Source organism: Pseudophaeobacter sp. (genome assembly GCF_039971195.1).
GTDB lineage: Bacteria > Pseudomonadota > Alphaproteobacteria > Rhodobacterales > Rhodobacteraceae > Pseudophaeobacter.
Map to the genome: position 1 here is coordinate 1 of NZ_JBDWPJ010000029.1, position 8634 is coordinate 8634.

Here is an 8634-nt window from a genome sequence, read left to right on the forward strand (position 1 = left end):
CAGCCAGTTCGGGATTGTCGCGTTTTTCCACGCTGGCATAAAAGGCATCGCAGTCCATATGGGCGATGGTCAGGGAAAACAGCTCGTCATGCTGCTTGATCCGCGGGCTGCCGCACTCTGGGCAGCGTCGCGTTGGGGCAATCTGGCTGAGGCAATCACGGCAAAGGGCTTGCATGGCGCGGTAGGGGCTTTATCTCTGTGCGAAGGCGGAGGTCTAGTCTACCTCCGCGCGCGTGTTTTGTCTTTAGTTCTTCCAATTATCAAGTGATGGGTCATGTCTTTTTCCGGTGCAAAACTGGCCTTGTTTCTGGGTCGGGATCTGTTGGTCATCAAACGTGATGACCGGGCGGATATTCCCTATCCCGGCTACTGGGATCTGCCGGGTGGCGGCCGCGAAGGCGGCGAAAGCCCGATGGACTGTGCGCTGCGGGAAACCCGCGAAGAGGTCAGCCTGTTGATACCCCAGGCGGATTTGATCTGGGCAAAAAGCTATCAGCGCCCGCGGGGGCTCGTGTGGTTCTTTGTTAGCCATCAGCCGGAGGAACTGGTGGCAGAGGTCAGGCTGGGGGACGAAGGGCAGTGCTGGCAGTTGATGGCGCCGCAGGACTATTGCGGCCATAGCCTCGCAGTGCCGCATTTTGCGGAGCAATTGCAAAGCTACCTGGACCAGCAGCAGGGCTGATCCGCAAAGGTGGCGTGAAAATGGAAAAAATTCCCCCGCTCAGCGGCGGGGGCAGGGAGACGAGCCTCAGGAAGAGGAGCTCGTCAGGGGAGTGTCTCAAGGTTAGAATCACCCATCTCACTGGCTTTCGCAAATTTCATCTTGTGTCTTTTGGGGCTTGCCGCCCCTAGATGTGGCTTTCCCGTCACGGGACAATTTGGCACAGCTCACCAAGTGTGATGATTTTTTCACCTAAATACAGCCAGTTGACGCAACGTCAGCCTGTCTGTGCCGCAACATATGTCTCATCTCGGCGCTGCACTGGGTAAGTTTATTTTCCGATGTATTTTTAAGCAGAAGGGGACAAGCCCCTCTTGGCCAAAAGGAAAGCAGCTGAAAAACAGCTTTTAGGAGTGATTTGGCTGCTGCGCCTGAGGGCTGGCGAGCTCCTGCAAAATGGCCTGAGCGGCGGTGAAAGGGTTCTCTGCCTGCCAGATCGGGCGGCCCACCACGATATGGTCTGCCCCCTCGGCAATGGCACTGGCCGGAGTGGCCACGCGTTTTTGATCGCCAAGATCGGCCCCCACAGGGCGTACACCAGGGGTGACAATCAGCTTGCCTGCGGCTTCGGGCAGGGCGCGGATCAGCGCCGCCTCTTGCGGGCTGGCAATGACACCATCTGCCCCGGCGGCAAAGGCATTGCCCGCGCGTTCCTGCACGAGATCGCGAATTTCGCCGGGTTTGATCAGGGCGCCGTCCAGATCGGTGCGATCCAGCGAGGTGAGGATGGTCACTGCGAGGATTTTCATCTCCTTGCCAGCGGCGCCTTCCTTGGCGGCTTTTACCACATAGGGGTCGCCGTGCACCGTCAGGAAATCCAGATCAAACTGCGCCAGGCCCCGCACAGCGTTTTCAACCGTGGCACCAATGTCAAACAGCTTCATATCGAGAAAGATCCGTTTACCCAATTCCTGCTTCAACTCATTCGCGAGCGCCAGCCCGCCACCCGTCAGCATGCCCAGGCCGATCTTGTAAAAAGAGACCGCATCGCCCAGTTGCTCGGCCAGTTTCAACCCGGCGAGGGCATCCGGAACATCCATGGCAACAATCAGGCGGTCGTCGGCTGTGGTTTTGGTCATGGGGTCTCTCCGGTTTCAGGGCTGTGGGAATGGCGCTTTCCTACTGCGCAGCCGAACATGTGGAAAGCCCAAAAAACCACGAAAATGGTCCGGATTTTGCGCCATGTCAGGGCTTTTGCAGGAATTTTCGCGCAGTATGATCTTGAAGAGGCGGCAAGACCTCCCAAATTGATCTGTGAGGCCCGAACCGGGGCGTGCCGCAATGCGGGCGCAACCATATCTATTCGGGCGCTTGTAAAAGGAGAGAGACATGGACTTGAACAAGTTCACCGAGCGGGCACGAGGTTTCGTGCAGGCAGCGCAGACCATTGCGATGCGCGAAGAGCACCAGCGGATGGTGCCGGAACATCTTCTCAAGGCATTGATGGATGACGATCAGGGGTTTGCGAGCAATCTGATCGGAAAGTCAGGCGGCAATGCGGCCCGTGTGGTTGAGGCCGTGGATGCGGCCGTGGGCAAATTGCCCAAGGTTAGCGGCGATGCCGCGCAGGTCTATCTGGATGGCCAGACCGCCAAGGTGCTGGATGAAGCCAGCAAGATTGCCGAAAAAGCTGGCGACAGTTTTGTTCCCGTTGAGCGGGTTTTGATGGCGCTCTGCATGGTGAAATCAAAGGCCAAGGATGCACTGGCGGCGGGTGATGTCTCGGCGCAGAAGCTGAATGAAGCGATCAATGACATTCGCAAAGGCCGTACAGCGGATAGCGCCACTGCCGAGGAAGGCTATGACGCGCTGAAGAAATACGCCCGCGATCTGACCGAGGCCGCGCGGGAAGGCAAAATCGACCCTATCATTGGCCGTGATGAGGAAATTCGCCGTGCCATGCAGGTGCTGAGCCGCCGGACCAAGAACAATCCAGTTCTGATCGGTGAGCCCGGTGTTGGTAAAACTGCAATTGCCGAGGGCATGGCCCTGCGCATCGTCAATGGTGATGTGCCTGAGAGCTTGCGTGACAAGCAACTGCTGTCGCTGGACATGGGGGCACTGATTGCCGGTGCCAAATATCGCGGTGAATTTGAGGAACGCCTGAAGGCAGTTCTGACCGAGGTCACCGAGGCCGCAGGCGAAATCATCCTGTTCATTGATGAGATGCACACCCTTGTGGGGGCGGGCAAATCTGATGGCGCCATGGATGCGGCCAATCTGATCAAACCGGCGCTGGCGCGGGGTGAGCTGCACTGTATCGGTGCCACCACTCTGGATGAATACCGCAAATATGTGGAAAAAGACGCGGCCCTGGCCCGTCGGTTCCAGCCGGTTGTGGTGCAGGAGCCTACGGTGGAAGACACCGTGTCGATCCTGCGCGGCATCAAGGAAAAATACGAGCTGCACCACGGGGTGCGGATTGCCGATGCGGCGCTGGTCTCGGCGGCAACCCTGTCGAACCGCTATATCACTGACCGTTTCCTGCCGGATAAGGCCATCGATCTGGTGGATGAAGCCGCCAGCCGATTGCGGATGCAGGTGGACAGCAAACCCGAAGCCTTGGATGCGCTCGACCGGCAGATCCTGCAGATGCAGATCGAGGAAGAAGCATTGAAGGTTGAGGAGGATGCGGCCTCCCAGGATCGTCTGGAGACCCTGCAAAAGGAACTCTCGGATCTGCAGGAACAGTCAGCCGAGATGACCGCGCAGTGGCAGGCCGAACGGGATAAGCTGGCTGGCGCGCGCGACATTAAGGAAAAACTGGACCGCGCCCGCGCGGATCTGGAGATTGCCAAACGTGAGGCCAATCTGGCCCGCGCCGGTGAGCTGTCCTATGGCGTCATTCCCGATCTGGAAAAACAGCTGGGCGAGGCCGAAAGCCGCGAAGAGCAGGGCGTGATGGTGGAAGAGGCCGTGCGTCCTGAACAGATCGCGGGAGTCGTCGAGCGTTGGACCGGTATTCCGACCTCCAAGATGCTGGAGGGCGAACGCGACAAGCTGCTGCGCATGGAAGATGAGCTGCATTCCCGTGTTATCGGCCAGAACGCGCCAGTTACGGCGGTGGCCAATGCGGTGCGCCGCGCCCGTGCGGGGCTGAACGATGAGAACCGTCCGCTTGGCTCTTTCCTGTTCCTCGGGCCAACCGGGGTGGGGAAAACCGAACTGACCAAGGCGGTGGCCAACTTCCTGTTCGACGATGATAACGCCATGGTGCGGATTGATATGTCGGAATACATGGAGAAGCACAGTGTCGCCCGGCTGATCGGTGCGCCTCCCGGCTATGTCGGCTACGACGAGGGTGGTGCCCTGACCGAAGCGGTGCGCCGTCGTCCCTATCAGGTGGTGCTGTTCGACGAGGTGGAAAAGGCGCATCCGGATGTGTTCAACGTGCTCTTGCAGGTGCTGGACGATGGCATGCTGACCGATGGTCAGGGACGCACTGTTGATTTCAAGCAGACGCTGATCATCCTGACCTCGAACCTTGGTGCTCAATCGCTGAGCCAGCTGCCCGAAGGGGCGGATGCCTCGGATGCCAAGCGCGATGTGATGGATGCGGTAAAGGCGCATTTCCGGCCTGAGTTCCTCAACCGGTTGGACGAGACCATCATCTTTGACCGTCTGGCCCGCAAGGATATGGATGGCATCGTTGATATCCAGCTTGGACGTCTGGCCAAACGTCTGGCTTCGCGCAAGATCACCCTGTCCTTTGACGAGGGGGCCAAGACCTGGCTGGCGGATGAAGGTTATGATCCTGTCTTTGGTGCGAGACCGCTGAAGCGGGTGATCCAACGGGCTCTGCAAAACGCCCTGGCCGAATTGTTGCTGAGCGGCGAGGTCAAGGACGGCGATACCGTGCCGGTCTCTGCCGGTGGCGAAGGGCTGATCATCGGGGATCGCCTAGGCACATCGGAGCGGCCCAAACCGGATGATGCCGTGGTGCACTGACCCTAGGCTTTGACCTCTCTGCATGAAGCCAAAAGAAAGCCCGCCGGTTTCGGCGGGCTTTTTGCGGCTGGGGCAGGTGAAGCCCGACAGGTCTATTCTTCGATGGCTTCCTGCACGATCTCATTTAAAAGCTCCTGGATGATCTGCATCTCCCCATCCGGGAAGCTGCGAAAGCCAATGATGACCATGTCTTCGCCGGGGCGTTGGGCGACAAAGATGTCATAGGGGCAGAAGGTGATATTCATCGGGTCGGCCTCCATCACCTGGCGGGACAGTTTGGCAGAGCAGAAGGAATAGACATCCGCCTGCTGGAACAGCTCCACATCAGAGCCGACATCCGCGCGGGTGCGCTCCAGCATGGCGCCAACATGGCTGACATGATCCACCACCAGCCCGCGATCGGTGATGGCGCTCTCTAATCCAAAGGTCACATCGTCATAGGCCAGGCCGGTCGAAAAGCTGACCATCTCATCCGCTTGGACGGGGGTGAACAGCAGCATGCTCATGGCAAAACTGGCGGCAGTGGTGAAATATTTCATCTGGCTTCTCCCAATGTGAACTGCAGTATCTTGCCCATTGCGGGCATCCCCCTCATTTTAGGGGGATAGAAACAGGCAGCACCGGGCCACCTGTTACATTTATATATAGGAGTTTTTGCATGGGTTTCGCGGCAAAGGCTATAGAATTTCTCGCAATTGGTTTTGTTTTCTTTCTCGGCGCCTTGGTTCTGGTGGGTCTTTTGCTGTTTGTCATTGACCGGTTGCAGACCCATGATGCGATCCGGCGAAACTACCCGGTGATTGGCAGGTTCCGGCATCTGTTCTCCACCATGGGCGAGTTCTTTCGTCAGTATTTCTTTGCCATGGATCGCGAAGAGCTGCCCTTTAACCGCGCACAGCGTGAATGGGTGGGGCGCGCCGCTGAAGGGGCAGGCAATACCGTTGCCTTTGGCTCCACCCGCAACACTGCCGTTCCGGGCACGCCGATCTTTGTAAACGCGCCCTTTCCACCGCTGAACGATCAATATGCCAGCACAGAACCCCTGTGCATTGGGGCAGAGGCGCGGGTGCCCTATATGGCGCCCTCTTTCTTTAACATCTCGGGTATGAGCTACGGTGCGCTGTCAAAACCGGCTGTGCGGGCGCTGAGCCGTGGCGCACGCGAAGCAGGCGTCTGGCTTAATACTGGCGAGGGCGGCCTCAGCCCCTTTCATCTGGAGGGCGGGTGCGACATCGTTTTTCAAATCGGTACTGCCAAATACGGTGTGCGCAATCCCGAAGGCGGTTTTAGTGATACCAAGCTGCGCGAGGTCGCGGCCAATCCTACGGTGCGGATGTTCGAGCTGAAGCTCTCGCAGGGGGCCAAGCCCGGCAAGGGCGGCATTCTGCCGGCGGAAAAGGTCAGTGCCGAGATCGCCGAGATCCGCGGCATTCCCGAGGGAGAGGCCAGCATCTCGCCCAATCGCCACCCCGAGATGAACAGCTTTGATGATCTGTTGGATATGATTGCTCATGTGCGCGAGGTGACTGGCAAACCCGTCGGCATCAAGACTGTGGTGGGATCTGAGGCGGTGATGCGGGAGCTGTTCCTGAACATTGCCGCCCGTCCCGAGGCAGCGCCGGATTTCATCACCATCGATGGCGGCGAAGGCGGCACCGGTGCCGCGCCAATGCCATTGATTGATCTGGTTGGCATGTCAGTACGCGAGGCCCTGCCGCTGGTGTGCAACCTGCGGGATGAATACGGGTTCAGGGATCGTATCCGGCTGATCTCCAGCGGCAAACTGGTCAATCCCGGTGATGTTGCCTGGGCGCTGGCAGCAGGGGCTGATTTTGTCACCTCGGCGCGGGGTTTCATGTTCTCCCTGGGCTGTATTCAGGCGCTGAAGTGCAACAAAAACACCTGTCCCACCGGCATCACCACCCATGATCCCCGTTTCCAAAAGGGTCTGGTGGTGGAGGATAAAGACAAACGCGTTGCCCGCTATGCCAGTGAGATCATCCACGAGGTCGAAACCATCGCCCACTCCGTTGGCGTAGCCGAACCGCGTCAGCTGCGCCGCCGCCATGTGCGCATCATGCAAGAGAACGGCCATTCGCGACCTATGAATGAACTGGTGCCAAGTTACAGTGCCGTCGCGCAGACGTGACAGGATATGTTTTGGCGGTAGGGCCACTCTGCGCTACTGCAGATGGGAAGAGTTTTACGAGGAGACGCCCATGGCCCGCCGTTGGACCAATACCCTGAGTGCTGCTGATGTGACCCCCAAGGCCACCTTTATGAACCGTCGCCAGATCATGGCAGGGCTTGGCGGCATGGCTGGACTTGCCGGGTTGGGTGGCTTGCCGGCGGCTGCACAGGCTGACACCCAGGCCGAGGCCCTGGAGCCGAACTCCTGGGAAGATGTGACCACCTATTGCAACTACTATGAGTTTGGCACCGGCAAGGGCGATCCGGCCAAATACGCGGGCCAGTTGACCACCTCACCCTGGAGCGTCAAGATTGACGGCCTGGTGGACCGCCCCGGCGACTATGACTTTCAGCAGATCCTGGGTGAGATGACCCTGGAAGAGCGCATCTACCGATTCCGCTGTGTCGAGGCCTGGTCCATGGTGGTGCCCTGGACCGGATTTGAGCTGGCGGATCTGCTGGAACTGGCCGGTATAAAGGCGGGGGCCAAATACGTGGCGTTTGAAACGCTCTATCGTCCGTCTGAAATGCCCGGCACCGCCTACCAGGTGCTCGACTGGCCCTATCGTGAAGGGCTGCGCCTGGATGAAGCCCTGCATCCCCTGACCCTGATGGCGACAGGAATCTTTGGCAAGGATCTGCCAAACCAGAACGGCGCACCGCTGCGCCTGGTGGTGCCGTGGAAATATGGCTTCAAGTCGATCAAATCCATCGTCCGCATCACCCTTACAGATAAAGAGCCAGAAACCAGCTGGAATATGGCAAACGCGCGGGAATACGGGTTCTATAGCAATGTGAACCCAGAGGTCTCACACCCACGGTGGAGCCAGGCCTCCGAGCGCCGCCTGGGGGGCGGGCTCTTTGCCAGCCGTCAGGATACCCTGATGTTCAATGGCTACGGGGATGAGGTCGCCTCTCTCTATGAGGGCATGGATCTGGCCAAACATTTCTGAGCGGGTAGGCTATGATCGATCGGATTAATCTGGCCCTTCGCAAACTGCCTCCCTGGCTGCTCTATCTCCTTGGGGGGATTTATCCCGCCTGGCTGCTGTACCTTGGTGTGAACGGCGGGTTGGGGCCTGATCCCGTCAAGGCGATGGAGCACGCGCTGGGCGAACGGGCCCTGCAACTGGTAATACTGGGGCTGGCAGTGACGCCGCTGCGCCGCTTAACCGGGCTGAACCTCTTAAAGTTTCGCCGCGCTATTGGTCTCTTGGCCTTTTCCTACGTCACCCTGCATCTGCTTGTCTGGTTGGTTTTGGATGTTCAGATCCTGTCGCAAATCCTGCGCGACATCGCAAAACGCCCCTATATCACCATCGGCATGGCGGGATTTATCCTCATGGTGCCCCTGGCCCTGACCTCCAACAATTGGTCTGTGCACCGACTGGGGCGTCGTTGGCGTCGGCTGCATCTGTTGACTTACCCGGCGGCTCTTCTGGGTGGGGTGCATTATGTGATGTTGGTCAAGGGGTTTCAGATTGAACCTCTGATCTATTTGGCAATGATCATTGGTCTGCTTGGCCTTCGCCTTCCGGGGGCGTCGAGGCGCCGTCTGGTCTGAGCAAATTGGCAGCCTTTGTGCTGCGCTGTTTGTTTTGCCTCTGGCGGGAATATTTATTGGAAGGTGATGAGGGGGCTTTTTGAGACGAGTCGGTTTGAGGTTTCGAGTGAGTCTTTGGTTTGGTTGGTTTTGGGATCCTGAGGGTTAGCCTTGGGCTGGGGTTCTCTTGTTAGGAGCTTGTTAAGCCCATGCAAACATGGGGAAACTGGCG

The 8634-nt window shown here is 58.5% G+C and carries 7 protein-coding genes and 1 pseudogene; 5 read left to right on the forward strand and 3 right to left on the reverse strand.

From position 1 onward, the window contains the following. Window positions 1–175, reverse strand: a pseudogene (locus ABJP42_RS01970) (DNA polymerase IV); the annotation flags it as partial. Window positions 176–274: 99 nt separating this feature from the next. Between ABJP42_RS01970 and ABJP42_RS01975 the strand changes: the two are divergent. Then, window positions 275–682: an NUDIX hydrolase gene (locus ABJP42_RS01975; RefSeq protein WP_348338220.1), complete on the forward strand. Its 408-nt coding sequence runs from the start codon at window positions 275–277 to the stop codon at window positions 680–682. A 386-nt stretch (window positions 683–1068) separates the two neighbouring features. On the opposite strand, the gene pyrF is transcribed toward ABJP42_RS01975, so the two are convergent. Continuing rightward, complete coding sequence (pyrF, locus tag ABJP42_RS01980) at window positions 1069–1800, reverse strand: orotidine-5'-phosphate decarboxylase (RefSeq protein ID WP_348338221.1); 732 nt, start codon at window positions 1798–1800, stop codon at window positions 1069–1071. Between the two features lie 250 nt (window positions 1801–2050). Here pyrF and clpB point away from each other — a divergent pair, with 250 nt between their 5' ends. Further along, complete coding sequence (clpB, locus tag ABJP42_RS01985) at window positions 2051–4669, forward strand: ATP-dependent chaperone ClpB (RefSeq protein WP_348338222.1); 2619 nt, start codon at window positions 2051–2053, stop codon at window positions 4667–4669. Between the two features lie 92 nt (window positions 4670–4761). Here clpB and ABJP42_RS01990 read toward each other — a convergent pair whose 3' ends face one another. Continuing rightward, window positions 4762–5208 (reverse strand): DUF302 domain-containing protein, encoded by a 447-nt coding sequence (locus ABJP42_RS01990; RefSeq protein ID WP_348338223.1) that lies wholly within the window; start codon window positions 5206–5208, stop codon window positions 4762–4764. 119 nt (window positions 5209–5327) lie between these two features. On the opposite strand from ABJP42_RS01990, the gene ABJP42_RS01995 reads away from it, so the two are divergent. From ABJP42_RS01995 to msrQ, 3 genes are all read left to right on the forward strand, one after another. Then, window positions 5328–6818 (forward strand): FMN-binding glutamate synthase family protein, encoded by a 1491-nt coding sequence (locus tag ABJP42_RS01995; RefSeq protein WP_348338224.1) that lies wholly within the window; start codon window positions 5328–5330, stop codon window positions 6816–6818. Window positions 6819–6888: 70 nt separating this feature from the next. Continuing rightward, entirely contained in the window at window positions 6889–7812 is a 924-nt protein-coding gene (msrP, locus tag ABJP42_RS02000) for a protein-methionine-sulfoxide reductase catalytic subunit MsrP (protein WP_348338225.1), read from the forward strand. Window positions 7813–7823: 11 nt separating this feature from the next. Then, window positions 7824–8423 (forward strand): protein-methionine-sulfoxide reductase heme-binding subunit MsrQ, encoded by a 600-nt coding sequence (msrQ, locus tag ABJP42_RS02005; protein ID WP_348338226.1) that lies wholly within the window; start codon window positions 7824–7826, stop codon window positions 8421–8423. Window positions 8424–8634 lie beyond the last annotated feature (211 nt).

What these genes read in the sequence shown, in the direction of transcription:
- ABJP42_RS01995 (WP_348338224.1), top strand. Translation starts at nt 5,328, where the DNA reads ATGGGTTTCGCGGCAAAGGCTATAGAATTTCTCGCAATTGGTTTTGTT.
- ABJP42_RS01990 (WP_348338223.1), bottom strand. Translation starts at nt 5,208, where the DNA reads ATGAAATATTTCACCACTGCCGCCAGTTTTGCCATGAGCATGCTGCTG.
- pyrF (WP_348338221.1), bottom strand. Translation starts at nt 1,800, where the DNA reads ATGACCAAAACCACAGCCGACGACCGCCTGATTGTTGCCATGGATGTT.
- clpB (WP_348338222.1), top strand. Translation starts at nt 2,051, where the DNA reads ATGGACTTGAACAAGTTCACCGAGCGGGCACGAGGTTTCGTGCAGGCA.
- msrQ (WP_348338226.1), top strand. Translation starts at nt 7,824, where the DNA reads ATGATCGATCGGATTAATCTGGCCCTTCGCAAACTGCCTCCCTGGCTG.
- msrP (WP_348338225.1), top strand. Translation starts at nt 6,889, where the DNA reads ATGGCCCGCCGTTGGACCAATACCCTGAGTGCTGCTGATGTGACCCCC.
- ABJP42_RS01975 (WP_348338220.1), top strand. Translation starts at nt 275, where the DNA reads ATGTCTTTTTCCGGTGCAAAACTGGCCTTGTTTCTGGGTCGGGATCTG.